General features: G+C 61.7%; 17 protein-coding genes. 14 read left to right on the top strand and 3 right to left on the bottom strand.

Annotated features, from left to right (window positions below):
* Positions 1 to 26: 26 nt before the first annotated feature.
* Positions 27 to 1,079, bottom strand: coding sequence for an HD-GYP domain-containing protein (locus AB6Q56_RS03655; RefSeq protein WP_434515825.1), 1,053 nt, complete (start codon positions 1,077 to 1,079; stop codon positions 27 to 29).
* Between the two features lie 52 nt (positions 1,080 to 1,131).
* On the opposite strand from AB6Q56_RS03655, the gene AB6Q56_RS03650 reads away from it, so the two are divergent.
* The 6 genes from AB6Q56_RS03650 to nosD all read left to right on the top strand — a co-directional run bounded on the left by AB6Q56_RS03650 (position 1,132) and on the right by nosD (position 5,829).
* Positions 1,132 to 1,740, top strand: a complete 609-nt coding sequence (locus AB6Q56_RS03650; protein ID WP_434515824.1) for a septation protein A — start codon at positions 1,132 to 1,134, stop codon at positions 1,738 to 1,740.
* Complete coding sequence (locus AB6Q56_RS03645) at positions 1,740 to 2,042, top strand: YciI family protein (RefSeq protein ID WP_434515823.1); 303 nt, start codon at positions 1,740 to 1,742, stop codon at positions 2,040 to 2,042. Before AB6Q56_RS03650 ends, AB6Q56_RS03645 begins: the two co-directional genes overlap by 1 nt.
* A complete protein-coding gene (locus AB6Q56_RS03640; protein WP_434515822.1) occupies positions 2,039 to 2,308 on the top strand; it encodes a BolA family protein in 270 nt (89 codons plus the stop codon). The genes AB6Q56_RS03645 and AB6Q56_RS03640 overlap by 4 nt, the downstream gene beginning before the upstream one ends.
* A 33-nt stretch (positions 2,309 to 2,341) precedes the next feature.
* Entirely contained in the window at positions 2,342 to 3,133 is a 792-nt protein-coding gene (locus AB6Q56_RS03635) for a peptidylprolyl isomerase (RefSeq protein ID WP_434515821.1), read from the top strand.
* A gap of 89 nt (positions 3,134 to 3,222) precedes the next feature.
* A complete protein-coding gene (locus AB6Q56_RS03630; RefSeq protein ID WP_434515820.1) occupies positions 3,223 to 4,551 on the top strand; it encodes an EAL and HDOD domain-containing protein in 1,329 nt (442 codons plus the stop codon).
* Between the two features lie 69 nt (positions 4,552 to 4,620).
* Positions 4,621 to 5,829: a nitrous oxide reductase family maturation protein NosD gene (gene nosD / locus AB6Q56_RS03625; RefSeq protein WP_434515819.1), complete on the top strand. Its 1,209-nt coding sequence runs from the start codon at positions 4,621 to 4,623 to the stop codon at positions 5,827 to 5,829.
* Between the two features lie 18 nt (positions 5,830 to 5,847).
* On the opposite strand, the gene AB6Q56_RS03620 is transcribed toward nosD, so the two are convergent.
* Complete coding sequence (locus AB6Q56_RS03620) at positions 5,848 to 6,693, bottom strand: HDOD domain-containing protein (protein ID WP_434515818.1); 846 nt, start codon at positions 6,691 to 6,693, stop codon at positions 5,848 to 5,850.
* Between the two features lie 68 nt (positions 6,694 to 6,761).
* Positions 6,762 to 7,703, bottom strand: coding sequence for a CysB family HTH-type transcriptional regulator (locus tag AB6Q56_RS03615; protein ID WP_434515817.1), 942 nt, complete (start codon positions 7,701 to 7,703; stop codon positions 6,762 to 6,764).
* A gap of 135 nt (positions 7,704 to 7,838) precedes the next feature.
* On the opposite strand from AB6Q56_RS03615, the gene AB6Q56_RS03610 reads away from it, so the two are divergent.
* The 8 genes from AB6Q56_RS03610 to AB6Q56_RS03575 all read left to right on the top strand — a co-directional run bounded on the left by AB6Q56_RS03610 (position 7,839) and on the right by AB6Q56_RS03575 (position 18,120).
* Positions 7,839 to 8,615, top strand: coding sequence for a sulfite exporter TauE/SafE family protein (locus AB6Q56_RS03610; RefSeq protein WP_434515816.1), 777 nt, complete (start codon positions 7,839 to 7,841; stop codon positions 8,613 to 8,615).
* 18 nt (positions 8,616 to 8,633) lie between these two features.
* On the top strand, positions 8,634 to 10,307 hold the full coding sequence (locus AB6Q56_RS03605; protein ID WP_434515815.1) for a nitrite/sulfite reductase: 1,674 nt from the start codon (positions 8,634 to 8,636) through the stop codon (positions 10,305 to 10,307).
* On the top strand, positions 10,307 to 10,813 hold the full coding sequence (locus tag AB6Q56_RS03600; RefSeq protein ID WP_434515814.1) for a DUF934 domain-containing protein: 507 nt from the start codon (positions 10,307 to 10,309) through the stop codon (positions 10,811 to 10,813). The genes AB6Q56_RS03605 and AB6Q56_RS03600 overlap by 1 nt, the downstream gene beginning before the upstream one ends.
* 16 nt (positions 10,814 to 10,829) lie before the next feature.
* The gene (locus AB6Q56_RS03595; protein ID WP_434515813.1) at positions 10,830 to 11,555 is read left to right on the top strand and encodes a phosphoadenylyl-sulfate reductase; all 726 of its coding nucleotides are present in this window, start codon (positions 10,830 to 10,832) and stop codon (positions 11,553 to 11,555) included.
* A gap of 166 nt (positions 11,556 to 11,721) precedes the next feature.
* A complete protein-coding gene (locus AB6Q56_RS03590; RefSeq protein WP_434515812.1) occupies positions 11,722 to 12,351 on the top strand; it encodes a TetR/AcrR family transcriptional regulator in 630 nt (209 codons plus the stop codon).
* A 25-nt stretch (positions 12,352 to 12,376) separates the two neighbouring features.
* Entirely contained in the window at positions 12,377 to 13,333 is a 957-nt protein-coding gene (locus AB6Q56_RS03585; RefSeq protein WP_434515811.1) for an alpha/beta fold hydrolase, read from the top strand.
* Positions 13,334 to 13,581: 248 nt separating this feature from the next.
* Positions 13,582 to 16,617, top strand: a complete 3,036-nt coding sequence (locus tag AB6Q56_RS03580) for a transglycosylase domain-containing protein (RefSeq protein ID WP_434515810.1) — start codon at positions 13,582 to 13,584, stop codon at positions 16,615 to 16,617.
* Between the two features lie 183 nt (positions 16,618 to 16,800).
* Positions 16,801 to 18,120 carry a sensor domain-containing diguanylate cyclase gene (locus tag AB6Q56_RS03575; RefSeq protein WP_434515809.1) on the top strand — a complete coding sequence of 440 codons (1,320 nt, stop codon included), beginning with the start codon at positions 16,801 to 16,803 and terminating at the stop codon, positions 18,118 to 18,120.
* Positions 18,121 to 18,293 lie beyond the last annotated feature (173 nt).

Genomic DNA, 18,293 nt, shown 5'->3' with positions numbered 1-18,293 from the left:
TTTTTGAGCGACCGCCCGAAGCCGGATCAAATCTGCGGTATTTCTTCGTCGCGAAAACGCTGGCGCACCTCGAGGACATCCTCCCAGCCGGCAAGAAAAGCCTCGACGCACATCGGATCGAAATGCTTGCCTCGCCCTTCCTCGAGAAAGCGACAAGCATCATCCAGAGACCAGGCACGCTTGTAGGGACGCTCCGAGGTCAATGCATCAAAGACATCGGCCACCGCGACAATGCGGCCGAATTGGGGAATCTGGCTCCCCTTCAGTCCGTACGGATAGCCTGAACCATCGTATTTCTCATGGTGCGAAAGCGCCACCTCGGCCCCGGCTCGCAAGATTTCCGAGCCGCTGTCCTTGAGCAGCTCGTAGCCAATCCGGGCGTGCCCCTTCATCACATCGAATTCCTCGGGCGTCAACCTGCCCGGTTTCAACAGGATGTAGTCCGGAATGCCGATTTTGCCGACATCGTGCATGGGCGCCGCCTCGAGAATCAACTTCTCCATGGCCGCGCCGAGATCCAGGCCGCGCGCGATGATCTGCGAGTAGTGCGCCATGCGCTGAATATGGGCGCCGGTTTCCGGGTCGCGAAATTCGGCTGCGCGCGACATCCGGAAGATCAGCTCCTTTTCCCGCTCGCGAATGTCACTGGTGCGCTCGTCGACCAGTTTTTCGAGATGCTTGGCGCGATCCGCCAGGAATTTCTGGCCGGTACGCAACGACAGCATGTTGCGGGCACGTGCCGAAAACTCGACGCGATCGATCGGCTTGGTCAGGAAATCATTGGCACCGCCAAGCAGGGCATCGTAGCGAATATCCTTCTGATCGTTGGCCGTGATCATCAACACCGGAATCTCGTCCCTGCCGTGCAGGGCTCGGAAGGCGCCGATGAAGCGGAGCCCGTCCATCTCCGGCATCATGTAGTCGACGATGACCAGATCGGGCTCGTTTTCCCGACACCACTCCAGCGCCTTGAGCGGCCTGTCGAAAAGAACCGGGCTACACTCGCCCAGCTTGAGCACCAAGGCCTTGATCAGGGTCAGGTTGATGTCGCTGTCGTCGATGATCAGGACGGTGTGCATGGCAGATTCGGCTTGCGGGAGAGTAATCGCTGCGAGTATATAATGCCCCGCCATGAAACTGCTCTTCGACCTCTTTCCCGTCATTCTCTTTTTCGCAGCCTTCAAGTACTCGGAAAAGAACCCCGAAACCGCTGCCAGCTGGGTCGCAGCCCTGCTCGGATCAGCCTTGGTCGACGCCAAGCAGGCGCCGATCCTGCTTGCCACTGTCGTCGTCATCGCTGCCACCGTGGCGCAAATCGCCTGGGTGCATTTCCGTCACGGCAAGGTGGACAAGATGCTGTGGATCAGCCTCGGCCTGGTCGTCGTCTTCGGCGGCCTGACCCTGGCCTTCCAGAACGAAGCCTTCATCAAGTGGAAACCGACCATCCTGTACTGGGTATTCGCCGTCAGCATGGCGTTCAGTGCGCTGGCCCTCAGGAAAAATCCGATGAAAGCAATGCTTGGTGAGCAACTAATTCTGCCAGATGCTGTCTGGAGCAAGGTGAACCTGTCCTGGATCGCCTTCTTCGCAATCATGGGCGTACTCAATCTGGTCATCGCCTTCAATTTCCCGACCGATACCTGGGTCAATTTCAAACTCTTCGGTGGCATGGGCCTGATGTTGGTCTTTGTGCTCGCCCAAGGTGTGTTCCTGTCCAAATACATGGAGGAAGAAAAGTAATGCTCTACGTCATCATCGGTGAAGATCGCCCCGGTACGCTGGACCTTCGGATGTCCGTCCGCCCAGCCCATCTTGAGCGTATGCAAATCTTGCAAGCCGAAGGTCGCATCATCCTAGCCGGTCCCTTCCCCGCTATCGACTCACCTGACCCCGGCCCTGCCGGATTTTCCGGCAGCCTCATCGTTGCCGACTTTCCCTCACTCGAAGCGGCGAAAGCCTGGATCGAAGACGACCCTTATACAACTCATGGTGTCTTCGAAAAGATAACGGTCAAACCCTTCAAGAAAGTCATGCCCGCGTGAGCAGTCAAACGGTCGACCTGCTCCGCCAACGCCTGAGCGCGTTGCAACCGGTATCACTGACTATTCGCGACGACTCGCACCTGCACGCCGGGCACGCGGGCGCCCGTGACGGAGGTGGCCACTTCCATGTCGACATCGTCTCCATGATTTTTGCCGGCAAAAACACCGTCGCCCGCCATCGCTTGATTTATGATGCTGCCGGTGATCTGATGCGCGGTCCGATCCATGCGCTCAGCATCCGCGCTGAAGTACCCGGCGCAGTATAATTTTCAGGTTGTTCTCCACCCAAGGATAGATACATGCATAAGCTCTCCCGTTTGGCCGCCCTGCTCGTCGCCGGCGCCATCGTTTCCGCCCCGGCACTGGCTGCCGAAAAGGGCAAGGCTTTCGCCACCGTCAACGGCCAGCCGATCTCGCAAACCGTATTCAACGCCTTTACCGCCGAACAGCAGGCCCAGGGCGCTCCGGATTCGCCGGAACTGAAGGATGCCATCAAGGAAGAACTGGTTCGCCGCGAGATCCTCGCCCAGGAAGCCAAGAAGAAGGGCCTGGACAAGAACCCGAACATTCAGGGGCAGATCGAACTGGCCAAGCAGGCCGTGCTGATCCGTGCCTTCCTCTCCGATTACGTCAAGGCCCACCCGATCAGCGAAGCCCAGTTGAAGGCCGAATACGAACTGATCAAGACCAACCTCGGCAGCACCGAGTACAAGTCCCGCCACGTCCTGGTCGAAAAGGAAGAAGACGCCAAGGCCATCATCGCCAAGCTCGACAAGGGCGAGAAGTTCTCCGAACTGGCCAAGCAGTCCAAGGATCCCGGCTCCAAGGACAAGGGCGGCGACCTCGGCTGGAGTTCCCCGGCTGCCTACGTCAAGCCGTTTGGCGAAGCGCTGACCAAGCTGAAGAAGGGTGAATACACCAAGACCCCGGTCAAGTCGGACTTCGGCTACCACGTCATCCAGCTTGAAGATTCCCGTCCGGCCACGCCGCCGCCGTTCGATCAGGTCAAGCCGCAACTGCAACAGCGTGCCAGCCAGCAACAGATCGAAAATCTGGTCAAGGAACTGCGCGTCAAGGCCAAGGTCGACTAAAACGCGACCCCGCATGCGAAAATCACCACACCTCGTGTGGTCCGGAAATGCCCACCCTCGGTGGGCATTTCCTTTTGGGAGAGCGCATCGTGTTCAGCCACCTGAAAAAGCTGTTCGGCAAATCCGCCGATCCCCGCAACGGAAAGGAAACTGCCGATGGCAGCAATGCCGGACCGTGCTTACTCAGCCAGCCCCCGTTCCTGCGTCGTGAAGCCATTTTCGACCGCGGCAATCGCCCGGCAGGCCACATCTTTCGACTGCAGCACTCCACCATCGCGGCCGATGCCACCAGCAACCTGCAACGCGATCACGACGACGCCCTGCTTGCGGCTCTACTGGCCGTCGGCGAGGCATGGAACAATACCCCGGTCTACATTCCGCTCAGCTCGGCGAGCCTCGATTCTCCTGTGCTCGAAAAGCTCGCTGGCAGCAACGTAACACTGCTCATCCAGCTGGCCCGCGACGCCGAAGCCGACCTGGTTTCCGACGCAATCACGCGCCTGCGTGAACGCGCCTACCGATTCGGATTGTTCCGACAGCCGAAGAATCCGGCCTTCGCCAAGATTATCCAGAAGGTCGATTGCGCCGCAATCGATGTGGCTGGCAGCGAGCCAGGCTCGGTCCGCGACTTTTCGGCCGCAGTACGGGCTGGACTCCGGGAGAATGCCATCTACCTCCTGGCATGCAACATCGATACCGACGACGATCATCAGCTCTGCCTGCAGTGGCATTTCGACGCCTGCCATGGCCGATTCACCGAACAATCAGTTCCCCGGCAGCAAGACCCAAGCAGCGATCCGCACAAGGCCCAATTGCTAAACCTGCTTCGCCTCGTCCAGGGCGATGCCGAAACGGCCGAGATTGCCGAAGCGATGAAACAGGACCCGCTACTCAGCTTTCGCGTCCTGCGCTACCTCAACTCGCCGATGCTCGGACTGACGCGCCGGATCGACTCGCTCGAACAGGCCTTGATCATCCTCGGCAGGCAACGCCTGACCCGTTGGCTGGCGGTACTGCTGTTCTCCGTCCGCGAACCGCAGATGAGCGACTGGCTGCTCGTCGAGAATGCGCTGACCCGAGGCCGCCTGATGGAACTCCTGGCCGAATGCCTGATGCCGGGTCAGCCGCACGACCCGTTCTTCCTGACGGGCATCTTCTCTTGCCTCGATCGACTCCTGCACCGCCCGCTCACCGACGTTCTCGCCGCCATGCCGATTGCCGAGGAAATCCGCCAGGCACTGCTCGAACGCAGCGGCCCCTACGCGCCACTGCTGGCCGTCGCCGAACAATCGGAAAAACGCGATCAGTCGGGTATGGCCGATGCAGCGCAAAGCGCCGGAGTCACGCCGGACATGGTCAATCGCGCCCTGCTTGCCGCCACGGCATGGGCCAGCGAAGTGACCGAGTATTGGGAATAGCCGACCGATTGGCGGAAACTTGATTCAGATTGCGGCAAACAGCCCAGCCAAACGGCAAAATCCCGCCCGATGCGCCTTCGATTTCTCCTGATTCTTCCGCTGATCAGCCTTTCCCTGGCGGCTGTTGCCCAACAGTCCCTGCAAACATGGTTAGACATGGCGCTGCCAGGCAGTGTTCTGCGCCTTCCGGCCGGCCAGTATCGCGGCCCGGCCACGATCAGCAAGCCCCTTACCCTGGAAGCCCAGGGTAAGGTGATCATCGACGGCGGCGGAAAAGGAACGGTGCTGACCATCAAGTCCGACCAAGTCACCGTGCGGGGCCTCGTCATACGGGGCAGCGGCGGCTCGCACGATGCCATCGATGGCGGCATCATGGCCGAGGGCAACAGCCTGCTGATCGAGAACAATGTGATCGAAGACGTTCTGTTCGGCATTTCGCTGCACAAAAGCAACGACAGCGTCGTACGCGGCAACCGGATTCGCTCCCGCCCCGTCGACTCCGCCGATCGCGGCGACGGCATCCGCCTCTGGTACAGCACGGGAAACCGCATCGAGAACAACGATATCGCGCAGATCAGGGACATCACCGTCAGCAATTCGCCACGTAACCGCTACACCGGGAACACCATCCGCGACAGCCGGCGCGCCTTCAATTTCCTGTTCGCCCATCGCAGCCTGATCGAAGGCAACCTGCTCGAAAAGAACTCGACCGGCATCATCGCGCTCAATTCCGAAGGACTGATCATCCGCAACAACCGTATCCTGCATGCCATGGATGCTTCGGGTGCAGGCGTCGCCCTCAAGGAAACCTCGGCCGCCCTTGTACAGGGCAATGAAATCGTCCATTGCGCCCACGGCATCATGGCCGACTCGCCGATGAACCCGATCAACCGCATCGTCTTCATCGACAACATCATCGCCCACAACATCACCGGCATTTACTTCTACGGCGCCAAGGGCGGGCACATCGCCATCAACAATACCTTCAAAAGCAATCTATGGCCGGTCACCATCATCGGCGACGGCGACCCGATGAACGACACCTGGTGGGGCAACAGCTGGGATACCTACGAAGGCTTCGACCTGGATGGCGACGGTTTCGGCGACAAGCCGCACGAACTGCACGCCTGGGCTGACCGTATCTGGATGGAAACCCCGAGTGCGACCTTCTTCCGGAACTCACCGGTGCTGGAACTGCTCGACTTCCTTGAACGACTTGCCCCTTTCTCGACCCCCAGCCTGATACTCAGGGACACCGCCCCGCGCATGCGCAAATGAGTCTCGCCCGGAGCCACATCAGTCCAGATTGTCGAGCACATCCTCGATCAGATCGTCCACCGCACCCAGCGACAAGTTGAAGTAGGCGCACACCGCTTGAGCGGCCTTATCCCACTCCTCGTCCCCTCCACCGCCCCCCTGGAGGCGCCCGATATGTTCGGCAAGAACCCCCAGCCCGATCAGGGCGCGTGCGGTATCGCTGAGTCCGTCTGGCTTGCCGAGGACGGTATAGTCATGGTGATGGAGAATCGCCTCGGCCAGCACGCCTGAAAAATGCCAGCGTTTCGCCAGGAAATAACCGACCACCGCGTGGTTGGTCCCCAATTCGCTGTCCTCAACATCCGTGAAGCGGCGCTCATCGCAGCGATTGGCCTTGGCCAGCACTTCCTTGGTCTGCGGAAAACGCTTTACCAACAGGGGAATGCCGCAATCGTGAAACAGCCCGAAGGTGTAGGCGACATCCGGCCGCACACAACGCAGGCGCCGGGCAAGTTCGGCCGCAATCCGCGCGGTTTGGGCCGAACTATCCCAGAAACGTTCCATCGCAACGTCGGTTCCGCTGGCCAATGCCACCTGCAGCAGGTGGCCGACCACCATGCTGAAGACGCTTTGCATGCCGAGTACGGCAATCGCCTGCATAACGGAATCCACCTTGCGCCCGGTTGAGAATGCGGGGGAATTGGCAATCAGCATCACGTGCCCCGACAAGGCGACGTCCTGGCTGATCAGGCGGGCCACTTCGCGCTGATCCGGCACCTCTTTATTGAGTTCGGCATCCAGCGCGATCAGGATGGCCGGGCAGGGAGGAATATCGACCCCGCTCAACATGCTTGGCAACAACTTCTCTTCCGCGACGGCATTCATGGTGAGTCATTCTCCAAATGTGAAGCGGAGACTACCATTCGCCACCCTCTTGGGAAATATAACAAAAGTTATAGCTGATACGCGTCGCCGCCGCCCTGCATGGCCATTTCCACGACGCGCCGCGAAAGATGCGGGGCAAACAAGCCGATCAGATCAAAATCATAGCGCCGCAGGTAGGTGCCGCGGCGCAGCGCCAGGCGCGTGGTGTTGGATTCGAATAAGTGACTGGCATCGATCGCGACCAAACCCGAGTCGCGCTGAGGATCGACCGCGAGCGCGGAGATAATCCCCAAACCCAGCCCGAGACCGACATACGTCTTGATCACATCGGCATCGAGGGCGGTCAGTGCGATGTTCGGCTGCGTACCAATGCGTTCGAAAGCCCGGTTGATGCGCGAACGGCCGGTGAACGCCGTGTCGTAGGTAATCAGGGGCCAACGGGCGAGCTCGTTCAGCGACAAGGGTTGGCATTTGAGAATCGGGTGATTCTCCGGAACGATCACGCAATGGCTCCATTGGCGCACCGGCAGCGTGATCAACTGCGGATACTGGTCGAGCGCTTCGGTGGCGATGCCGATATCGGCCTCGCCTGCCACTACCCATTCAGCAATTTGCGTCGGGCTTCCCTGATGCATTTCGAGCTTGACCGATGGATGCTGGGCAACGAAATCCCGCACGACGATGGGTAAGGCGTAGCGCGCTTGCGTATGCGTCGCCGCCAGCACGAGACGCCCACTATCCCCGGAAGCGAACTCGGCGCTGGCACGCTTCAGGTTTTCGGCTTCGCGCAGGATACGTTCGGCAATGCCCAGCACCACCTTGCCCGGCTCGGTGACCCCGGTAAAACGTTTGCCGCTGCGTTCGAAGATGGCCACCCCCAATTCGTCCTCCAACAATTTGACCTGCTTGGAGATGCCGGGCTGCGAGGTATAGAGCGTCTCAGCCGCCTCGGAGACGTTCAGGCCCTGGCGCTGGATTTCGACGATATAACGAAGTTGCTGGAGTTTCATGGAATAGGCCATTGCTAGTTATTAGTCATGGGTTGTCAGCGGGCGACTAACAATCCATGACTAATAACTTACAGTTATACCAATCTAACCCAATATTCTTTTTGATTCAAATCTGCGCTGCTACGATGCGCCTCCATGGATTATCTCTATACCCTCTCCGGCTTTGCCGTCGGCGCAATCGTTGGCCTTACCGGTGTTGGCGGCGGTTCGTTGATGACGCCGCTGCTCGTGTTGCTGTTCGGCGTGCATCCCGCAACGGCCGTCGGCACTGACCTGCTCTACGCGGCGATGACCAAGGCCGGCGGTACGGTGGCGCATGGCCGCAAGGGACATATCGACTGGGCGATTACCGGACGCCTTGCCGCCGGCAGCATCCCGGCTGCCGCCATCACCATATTCGTTCTTTCCCAGCTGCCCAAAGGCAGCAACACCATCGGTACCATCATTTCCCACGGCCTGGGGTTTGCCCTGATGCTCACCGCGATCGCCATCCTGTTCGGTCGCAAGCTGCGCGACTACGCCGGCAAGCATGACGAATCGCCGCTGCGTCAACGCTATCTGGGCAAGATCACCGTCGTCGTTGGCGCCATTCTCGGCGTGCTGGTCACCATTTCGTCGGTAGGTGCCGGCGCGCTGGGTGTCGCCGCGCTGTTTTTCCTCTACCCCAAACTTTCGCCCGTTAAAATTGTCGGATCGGATGTCGCCCATGCCGTGCCGCTGACCTTGGTCGCCGGCCTGGGACACTGGATGCTCGGCGGCGTCGACTGGTCGCTGCTGGGTGCGTTGCTGCTCGGCTCGCTACCCGGCATCTGGATCGGCAGCCATCTTTCAGCCAAGGTGCCGGAACACATCCTCCGCCGCATCCTGGCCTCCATGCTGGTACTGATCGGTACCAAGCTGGTTCTTTCCTGATTTGCCCAAGGACGTTTCATGTACAAATACGATGCCATCGACCGCCAACTGATCAACGAACGCGTTGCCCAGTTCCGCGACCAGGTTCGCCGCTGGAAGGCCGGCGAGCTGGCCGATGACGAATTCCGCCCGCTGCGCCTGCAGAACGGCCTCTACATCCAGCGCCACGCACCGATGTTCCGCATCGCCGTACCCTATGGCATGCTGAACTCCGCCCAACTGCGCGTCATGGCCTCCGTCGCCCGCAAGTACGACCGTGGCTACGGCCATTTCACCACACGCCACAACCTGCAGTTGAACTGGCCGAAGATCGAAGATGTGCCGGAGATTCTGGCCGAATTGGCCGAAGTCGAGCTGCACGCCATCCAAACCTCGGGTAACTGCCTGCGCAACATCACGACCGACCAGTTCGCCGGCGTTGCCGCCGACGAGATCATCGACCCGCGCCCGCTGGCCGAGATCATGCGTCAGTGGACCACCTTCCACCCGGAATTCGCCTTCCTGCCGCGCAAGTTCAAGATCGCGATCTCAGGCACGAAGGAAGACCGCGCCGTCACCTGGTTTCACGACATCGGCCTGCATCTCAAGGTAGTCGACGGCCAGGTCGGCTTCACCGTCATCGTCGGCGGTGGCCTTGGCCGCACCCCGATCCGCGGCGAAGTAATCCGCGACTTCCTGCCCTGGCAGGACATCCTCTCCTACTGCGAAGCCGTTCTCCGCGTGTACAACCGTTACGGTCGCCGCGACAACGCCTACAAGGCCCGTATCAAAATTCTCGTGCAGGCGCTCGGCATCCACGCCTTCCGCGAGCAGGTCGAGGCCGAATGGGCACACGGCAAGGGCGGCCCGATGACCATCACCCAGGCCGAATACGACCGCGTCGCTGCCCACTTCACCGCGCCGTCCTACGAAACCGTCGGCAATGTCGAACTGCCGAACGAAAAGGCCTTCCTCAACTGGCTGGACCGCAACACCCACGCCCACAAGGTGCCGGGCTACGCCGCCGTCACCCTGTCGCTGAAGAAGCACGGCATCGCGCCGGGCGACATCACCTCCGAGCAGATGGACATCGTCGCCGATCTGGCCGACCGCTATAGCTTCGGCGAACTGCGCATCAGCCACGAACAGAACATCATCCTCGCCGACGTCAAGCAAACCGACCTCTACGAAATCTGGCAAAAGGCCAAGGCCGCCGGCCTGGCGACGCCGAACATCGGCCTGCTGACCGGCATGATCTGCTGCCCGGGCGGCGATTTCTGCGACCTTGCCAACGCCAAGTCCATCCCCATCGCCAACGCCATCCAGGCCCGCTTCGACAATCTCGACTACCTGTTCGACATCGGCGAACTCGACCTCAACATCTCGGGCTGCATGAACGCCTGCGGCCATCACCACGTCGGCCACATCGGCGTGCTCGGCGTAGACAAGAACGACGCCGAGTTCTACCAGGTCACGCTGGGCGGCCGCCAGGGCAACGACGCCAAGCTCGGCAAGGTGATCGGCCCGTCTTTCGCCGCCGAGGAAATGCCGGACGCCGTCGAGAAGATCATCCAGGTCTATCTGGAAAATCGCCACGAAGACGAACGTTTCATCGACACCTTCGATCGCATCGGCATCGACCCGTTCAAGAACCGCGTTTACGAAGGCCGTGCCCACGGCAAGGCCAAGACGGCACAGAAGGAGGCCGCATAATGTCCCAACTGATCAAGAACGGCGCCGCAGCGGTCGATAGCTGGCACCCCCTGGAAATCGGCGACGGCGAAACGGCGGAAACCGTCGCCCTGCCGGCCGGCGACATCCTCTTCCCGCTCGCCGTCTGGCAAGCGCGCAAGAGCGAACTGGCCGGCCGCGAACGCATCGGCCTGCTGCTGCAACCGGATGACAAGGTCGAGGACGTGGCCGACGACGTCGCCCGCTTTGCGCTGATCGCCGTCAATTTCCCCAAGTTCGTCGATGGCCGCGGCTACTCGACCGCCGCCCTGCTCCGCCAGCGCTACGGCTACACCGGCGAGTTGCGCGCCGTCGGCAACGTGCTGCACGACCAGCTGTTCTTCATGAAGCGCGTCGGTTTCGACAGCTATGCGCTGACCGACGGCAAGAACCTGGCCTACGCCATCGAACGTGGCTTCAGCCCCTTCGGCAACGCCTACCAGGGCGCGACCGACCAGCCGCAGCCCTATTTCCGCCGCCGCGCCTGATTTTTCGAGAGCGAACATGAATCCGAGCCTGCTCAACGTCACGCCCGAACTCGCCGCCAGCGTCGCCGCCAAGACCGACGCCGCGCGCGACCTGCTCGCCGACATCGCCGGCAACTGGTCGCCGGCCACCTTCGCCAACAGCCTGGGCGCCGAGGACATGGTGCTGACCGACCTGATCGTCAAGTCCGGCCTGCCCATCGAAACCTTCAGCCTCGACACCGGCCGCCTGCCGCTCGAAACCTACGACTTGATGGCCGCGGTGCACAAGCACTACGGCCTGAAGCTCAAGGTCTATTTCCCGCAATCCGCAGCCGTCGAAAACTACGTGCGCCAGCACGGCATCAACGCCTTCTACGACGCCATCGAACTGCGCAAGGCCTGCTGCCACGCCCGCAAGGTCGAGCCGCTGCAACGCGCCCTGGCCGGCAAGAAGGCCTGGATCACCGGCCTGCGCGCCCAGCAGGCCACTACCCGCGTCGGTCTGCCGACCCGCGAGTACGACGAAGGCAACAAGCTGGAGAAGTTCAACCCGCTGGCCGACTGGAGCGAAAAGGAAGTCTGGACCTACATCAAGCAGAACGGCGTGCCCTACAACGCCCTGCACGACAAGTTCTACCCCAGCATTGGCTGTGCGCCCTGCACGCGTGCCATTTCGCTGGGCGAAGACATCCGCGCAGGCCGCTGGTGGTGGGAGAATCCCGAATCGAAGGAATGCGGGCTGCATTTGAAGGCTGCCCCGTAAATCCGCCTCCCGGCGCGCCCGGGACCAACGCAAGCATTCGACGCAGACGCTTGCCGCAGTAGCCCAACGGCGTTGACCGAGTGCCTTGGCTAGCGCCAGGCATGGTCGCTCCGTGACCGTATCGATTTGGCTTGAACCAATAGCACGATCGTTCTATTATTTTCCCATGGCTACCACCAACAAGCGTCTCGCCAGAAAAGGCGAAGAAACCCGTGCTGCGATTCTCGACATTGCCGTCCGGCAATCGGCGACGCAGGGCTTCGATGCGTTGACCATTGGCCGCCTCGCCGCCCTGACGGGCTTGTCCAAGAGCGGTCTGTTCGCCCATTTCGGCTCGAAAGAAGAGTTGCAACTGGCCACGCTCGACGAGGTCGTCCGCCGCTTTACAGAAACGGCCTACCTTCCCTCCCTCGCTGCACCGGCCGGTGCTCAGCGCTTGAGCCTGCTGTTCGTCAACTGGCTGCTCTGGACAGAGCGATGCGGACTCAAGGCCTGCCCGATGATGTCCGCCATGAGCGAATTCGACGACCAGCCAGGTCCGATGCACGACGCGGTCGCTCAGCAGATGCGAAAACTGGATCGCGAAGTAGCCCGCAATGTGCAAGTAGCCATCGAATCGGGGGATTTTTCCGGAGCAATTCAACCGGATCAGTTCGCCTTTGAACTGTTCGGCATCATTGCCGCCTGCTATCGCAACCACAGCCTCTACCGCGATGCCGAGACCGGCAACCGAGCCAAAGCCGCCTTTCAACGGTTGATCGATTGCGCTCGATCGCCATCCGCCAGCACCGCCTGACAGCCACTTTCCCTGGAGTCTCCTCATGAAAACCTTCGCATTAGTCGATCTCGCACCTGAAAATAGCACGACCGTTCGTTCATTATTTATCCGCGCAGCTGGCGCGGCACTGGCCGGCATCGGCATTCGCTTGGCGCCACGCTGGATTGCCCGAACAACCGCTCGTCGATTCATCACGCCGCCCCGATCTTCCCGTCAGGGTGAGGAAACACCGTTCCTTCAGTCAGGTCGGCATCACGCCATCCAGAACGCCGACGGTAGCCTCGCCTGCTGGCGTTTCGGCCCTAGCGGATCGCCCGCCGTGATTTTCAGTCATGGCTGGGGCGGTCGCGGCAGCCAGGGAGAAGCTTTCGTTCCCGCCTTGCTCGCGGCAGGATTCCAGGTCTGGCTATTCGACCAGCCGGGACATGGGGGCAGCGACGGCCGGCAGGCGACCATCGTCGATTTCGCCGCGAGCATCGGTCACGTTGCCCGCCTGATCGAATCCGAAGGCGGCACGCTGGCCGGACTGATCGGCCACTCTTTCGGCGCCAGCGCACTGGCGCTGGCAATCAGCCGCGAATTGAAGACGAGGCCCGAATTACGGGTCGTGCTCATCGCTCCGCCGGCCTCGCTAACCGCCTATTCGCATTTTTTCGCCAAGCGGCTTGGGCTGCCGGAAATACTGCGCTCGGCAATGCAGTACCGCCTCGAACAGCGCATCGGTCTGCGCTGGGATGAAGTCGAATTGCTCTCCCTGGCTCCGCGGCTGAAGCAAGCGGCCTTGTTCATCCATGACGAAGGCGACCGCGAGGTTCCGTTCGCCAACAGTCGCCTGGCCAGCGAGGCATGGCCCGGCGCAACCCTGTGGCCCACCGGCGGCTTGGGACATCGACGCATTCTTCGCGCAGGAGAAGTGGTGGATCGCTCGGTCAGCTTTCTGCGCGGCGACATGCCGGCAAGCCTGGAGCCCCCGCCGCCTTTTCCCGCACCGATCTATTGAAGCCCTCTCGCCGGGAGCAAACCGGACTCAAGCGATTGCCAGCAATACCATCCCGGCAAACACGGCATCCCGCCAATATTTTTCGTGTCCGGCGTCGAGGCAGGGCGTACACGTTATGCGAAACCGATTTACCATGCAGGCAAACCGAAAGCAGGTCAGCCCGACGAGACCCATCAACGCAAGGCACCACGCCAGGCAAGCACCGGGACCGTCGTCCTCACCCATAACCAACATGCCTCGCCCCTCAGATGGTTAGTATCACCCCACAAGAAAATATCCAAGCCCGGCCGCGCCGCTGGAAGCTCTATCTCTCGCTGACCATTCTCGCCCTCGGTGCAGGCGCCGGTACACTGGCCTGGATCGAACTGCAGGAATCGAATTTCCAGGCCAGCTATTTCAACCAAATGGCACGGACCTCCACTTGGCAGATCGAGCCAGGCGAGGACAAGAGCATCTGGCTGCCCGTGACAGGCCCCTACGACCTGCGTCTCGGTTATGCCCAGCTCAAGGCCTTCCTGCCGCGCATGACGGCGGCCGGCTACACGGTCGTTGCCCAGGCACGGCAATCCCAGGGATTCCGCGACATTGTCGGGCAAGGGCATTTCCCGATCTACCGCGAGAAATCGCGGGCCGGCCTGACCATTCTCGACCGGCACGACCAGGCGCTGTACGACAGCCAATATCCCCGCCTGCAGTACCCGAATTTCGAGGCCATTCCCCCCGTGCTGGTGGAAGCCCTGCTGTTCATCGAGAACCGCGACCTGCTCGACCCTGAAACGCCGAAACGCAATCCCGCCGTCGATTGGGGACGGCTGACCCGCGTGGCGGCCGGGCAGGCCATGCGCCAGGTCAACCTGGGCGGCAACGGCCGTGCCGGCGGCAGCACGCTGGCGACGCAGATCGAGAAATTCCGCCACTCGCCGGGCGGCCGCACGCACGATACCGACGACAAGTTCCACCAGATGATGTCGGCTGCGCTGCGCGCCTACCAGGACGGCGAAGAGACCCTGCCGGCACGCCGGCGCATCGTGCTCGACTTCATCAACTCCGTACCGCTCGGCGGCATTCCCGGCTACGGAGAAGTCAATGGCCTGGGTGACGGCCTGTGGGCTTGGTACGGCCACGATTTCGCCAAGGTCAACCAGTTGCTGAACGACCCCGGCGCCGATCTCGCCGAGCGTGCCCTGGCCTTCAAGCAGGCCCTGTCGCTGTTCGTCGCCCAACGCCGTCCTTCCGGTCTGCTTGGCGATACCAGCGGCCGCCTCAACGCGCTCACCGACAGCTACATTCGCCTGCTCGCCGAAGACCACCGGATTCCCGCAGACCTGCGCGAAGCCGCGCTCCGGGTGACCATCCACCCCGCCCGCCAGGCTCGTCCGGGCGACGAAGTCTCCTTCGTCGAACGCAAGGCGGTCAACGACATCCGGGGTTCGCTCAGCGATCTGCTCGATGTCGAAAACCTCTACACCCTCGACCGTTACGACCTGCGTGTGCACTCCACCTTGGACGGCCCCAGCCAGCAGGCGGTCACGCACGTCCTCAACCGCTTGGCCGACCCGTCCTTCCTAGCCTGTGCCGGTTTCAGGGAAGCCCGCCTGTTGGCCAATGGCGATCCGAAACAGGTCAATTACAGCCTCACGCTCTATGAACGCACAGCGACCGCCAATGTCTTGCGCATCCAGGCCGACAACCTCGACCAACCACTCGACATCAATGCCGGCACCAAGCTCGATCTCGGCTCCAGCGCCAAGTTCCGCACCCTGGTTTCCTACCTGCTGGTCGTCGCCGACCTGCACAAACGCTACGCCGATACGCCGCCTGAAGTGCTGGCCAAACTGCCGCGCCACCCGGCCGACCGCCTGAGCAACTGGGCCATCGACATCCTGCGCGCCAAGCCCGAGACCTCACTCGAAGCGCTGCTCGAAGCGGCCATGGAGCGCCGCTACCCGGCCAGCCCGGGCGAAACCTTTTTCACCGGCAGCGGTATCCATCGTTTCGGCAATTTCAAGCACGAAGACGACGGCAAGAACCCGAGCGTCGCCGAAGCACTGGAACAGTCGGTCAACCTCTCCTTCGTCCGCATCATGCAGGATGTCGTCCATTACCACGCCTACGAAGCGGCCGATGCCCCGGCGCGCGGCCTGCGCGACAAGGACGACGACGAGACCCGCCAGGCTTTCCTGAACCGCTTCGCCGAGCGCGAGGGCCTGGGTTTCCTGCGCACCTACTGGCACAAGTACCGCGATGTAGCGCCGGAGGACCGGCTGGAAGTCCTAGCCGACTCGGTCCCCGGCCGCCCGGTTCCGCAGGCCGCTGCCTACCTGAGCGTCAAGCCGGAGAGCGACTTTGCCGGCTTCGCTGCCTTCCTGCGCAAGCGACTCGGCGACAAGGCCGGCTCCGATGCCAGCCTGCGCAAGCTGTTCGACAACCATGCCACCCGCCAGTACAGTCTGGCCGACCAGGGCTATCTGGCGCGCGTGCATCCGCTGGAACTATGGCTGGTCCGCCACCTGCAAGGCCAGCCCAAGGCCACCCTGAAGGATATCGTGCCGGCCAGCGTCGAAGCACGGCGTGACGCCTCGAAATGGTTGTTTGCCCCCCGCTTCAAGCACGCCCAGCAGGTGCGCATCAACATCGTCGTCGAGGTCGCCGCCTTCGAACGCATCGCCGAGGAGTGGCGGCGCCTGGGTTATCCGTTCGAGCATCTGGTACCCTCGCTGGCCACTTCGATCGGCAGTTCCGCCGACCGCCCGGCCGCCCTCGCCGAGTTGATGGGCATCGTCGTCAATGACGGCATCCGCCGCCCGACGGTGCGCATCGACCAGTTGCGCTTCGCCACCGGAACGCCTTACGAAACCCGTCTCGAACGCCAGCAGGAGGCCGGCGAACGCGTCATGCCGGCCGAAGTCGCCCAGGTTACCCGCCGCGCCCTGCTGCGCGTGGTCAATAGCGGCACCGCCCGACGGCTCAAGGACACCTACCGCGACGAAGCGGAAAAACCCCTTGCCGTGGGCGGCAAGACCGGCACGGGTGACCATCGTTCGAAGGTCATCGGTGCCGATGGCGGCGTGCGCAGCGCCAAGGTCATGAACCGCGCCGCCACCTTCGCTTTCTACATCGGCGACCGTTTCTACGGCGTCGTCACCGCCTTCGTGCCGGGCGCCAAGGCCGCCGCCTACGATTTCACCTCGGCACTTCCCGTGCAGATTCTGAAGGAGATGGAGCCCGCCCTGCGACCGCTGATCGCCGACCGGCCGGCAGCAACAGGCAAGTGCAAGGGCTGAGCGGCGGATACTGGCGTTCCCTCCGCTCGCCAATGCCTCCCCCGCGGCTTACCGCCAGTCCGGAACTTCGGCCGGAAGCGCCAAAATAACGAAAATGCATATGCGAATCAGGTTCGCATCATTCTCCAGAGCATCATTTCTTTGTTCGGCGACACAAAAAAACAACTAGAATGATCCGCTCACGTGTCATTTTCCCCTGTCATGCCCGAGCATCCCCCTCTCCCGCCGAACGGCGCACTGCCCGACACGCTGACATTGTTCGAACACCTGGCCGATGCCGTTTATCTGATCGATCCGGAAACATCGAACATCGTCTGGGCCAACCGCATCGCCTGGGAATGCCTCGGACTGACCTCGGACGACATCCTGAACCACAGCGTTCTTAGCCTGCAGAAGGATATCCACGGCCTGCCGCAGTGGTCCGAGATCGCCGAGATCATCCGCCGCAGCAAATGCTATCGCTTCATCGGAAGACATCGTCATCGCGACGGCCACGAAATCGAAGTGGAAGCACTCACCACCTCGTTCGAGCACGCGGGCCGTCCTTATTTCCTGTCGGTTGCCCATAACCTGTCGCGCCAGATGGCGCAGCATCGGGATTTGGAGGACAGGGAAAAACAGCTGTGGTTCGCCCTGAACGAAGCCAGCGATGGCCTCTGGGATTGGGAAGTGGCGACCGGTAAGCTGTATTTCAGCCCGCAACTCAAACGCATGCTGGGCTACGGTCCGGACGAAATGGCACCGGTGCTAGACACCTGGAAACTGAACGTTCACCCCGACGATGTCGCCGATGTACTGGGGATTTTGCACGAACACATGCAGGGCAAGCGCGCCCGTTTCGAGGCAATCTATCGGTTGCGCAACCGCAACGGGCACTATCTCTGGGTGCATGACCGCGGCCGCGTCTGCGCATTCAGTCCCGACGGCGAGCCCGCCCGCGTCGTCGGCATGGTCCATGACATCAGCGACCGCAAGCAACTTGAGCTCCAGCTCCAGGAGCTGGCCTCGTTCGACCCGCTGACCGGGCTTCCCAACCGCCGCGAAGCGAATACCTTCCTCGACACCCAGGCACAGCTCTGCCGGCGCATGAATCTGCCACTCGGCATCGCCTTTCTTGATATCGACCACTTCAAGCAGATCAACGACCTGCATGGCCATCTCATGGGCGACCAGGTGCTGCGGCAAGTCGGCACGGTAATCAAGAACACCGTTCGCGGCTCCGACATGGTCTGCCGCTGGGGCGGCGAAGAGTTCCTGATCCTGGCCCCCAACACAGCGCTTCAGGACATGCACCGGGTCGCCGAGAAGGTCCGCCAGGCGGTCATCGATGCAAAACCCGGCCTGCCCATGTCGATTACGCTCAGTGCCGGCGTCTCGGCTGCCCAGGGACGTGCCATCGACATCAAGGCGCTTATCTCCGAAGCGGACTCGGCGCTCTACAAGGCCAAATCGGAGGGACGAAACCGGGTCGAATCGGCTATTCCGACCAGGCAAACCAACTAAACCCCCTGGCCATTCAAAACAGCATAGCAACGTATATTCAAGCGATCCTGCTCGATCGGCTTGACGGTTAAACCGTTCAGCCCGGCGGCAAGGCTGTGCGCCCAGTCCTCGATGATGGTATTCCTCGTCATGGCCAAGACTGAGCTCCGCTCCCGCTGACCACGCTTGTAGCG

The sequence above is a fragment of the Dechloromonas sp. ARDL1 genome, from assembly GCF_051122455.1.
Taxonomy (GTDB): Bacteria; Pseudomonadota; Gammaproteobacteria; order Burkholderiales; family Rhodocyclaceae; genus Azonexus.
This window is presented reverse-complemented; position numbering and strand designations above follow the sequence as displayed.